General features: G+C 47.9%; 1 protein-coding gene. It reads left to right on the forward strand.

Annotated elements, in window-relative coordinates; all coding sequences use genetic code 11:
- Nucleotides 1-1205 (forward strand): elongation factor Tu (tuf, locus tag OW491_RS17825; RefSeq protein WP_290037244.1); only part of this gene is annotated, 1205 nt, incomplete at both ends.

A 1205-nucleotide genomic window follows, 5' to 3' on the forward strand; every position in this document is an offset into this window, starting at 1 on the left:
AAGAAATCATTTGAACGTAATCTGCCGCACGTTAACGTAGGTACTATTGGCCACGTTGACCACGGTAAAACAACTTTGACAGCAGCACTGACTCGCGTATGTGCAGAAGTTTTCGGTGGTGAAGCCGTAGCATTTGACGGTATCGATAAGGCACCAGAAGAGCGTGAGCGTGGTATCACGATCTCTACGTCTCACGTAGAGTACGAATCTAAGATTCGTCACTACGCGCACGTAGACTGCCCGGGTCACGCTGACTATGTTAAGAACATGATCACTGGCGCGGCACAGATGGACGGCGCTATCCTAGTATGTGGCGCGACTGATGGCCCTATGCCACAGACTCGTGAGCACATCTTGTTGTCTCGTCAGGTAGGTGTACCTTACATCGTAGTATTCTTGAATAAAGCTGACTTGTTGGCAGAAGACTGTGGCGGTGTTGATTCTGAAGAATACGCAGAAATGCGTGAGCTTGTAGAAATGGAAATCCGTGAGTTGCTAGACACTTACGACTTCCCAGGCGATGACACGCCAATCATCTGTGGTTCTGCTTTGATGGCATTGAACGGCGAAGATGAAAACGAATTAGGAACAACAGCGGTTAAGAATCTAGTAGAAGCGCTAGATGCTTACATCCCTGATCCAGTTCGTGCGATCGATCAGCCATTCTTGATGCCTATCGAGGACGTATTCTCTATCTCTGGGCGTGGTACAGTAGTAACAGGCCGTGTAGAGCGTGGTATCGTTAAAGTCGGCGAAGAGATTGAAATCGTTGGTATCCGCGAAACTACTAAGACAACATGTACTGGTGTTGAGATGTTCCGTAAGTTGCTTGACGAAGGTCGTGCAGGTGAGAACGTTGGTGCATTGTTGCGTGGTACTAAGCGTGATGACGTTGAACGTGGTCAAGTATTGGCTAAGCCAGGTACAATTAACCCGCACACGAACTTCGAATGTGAAGTATACGTACTGAGCAAAGATGAAGGTGGTCGTCATACTCCATTCTTCAAAGGCTACCGTCCACAGTTCTACTTCCGTACAACTGACGTGACAGGTAATTGTGAATTGCCAGAAGGCGTAGAAATGGTAATGCCAGGTGACAACGTTAAAATGGTTGTTACTCTGATTGCACCAATCGCGATGGATGAAGGTCTGCGTTTTGCGATCCGTGAAGGCGGTCGTACAGTAGGTGCAGGCGTTGTATCTAA

This window comes from Neptunomonas sp. CHC150 (assembly GCF_030397555.1).
Taxonomy (GTDB): Bacteria; Pseudomonadota; Gammaproteobacteria; order Pseudomonadales; family Balneatricaceae; genus Neptunomonas; species Neptunomonas phycophila.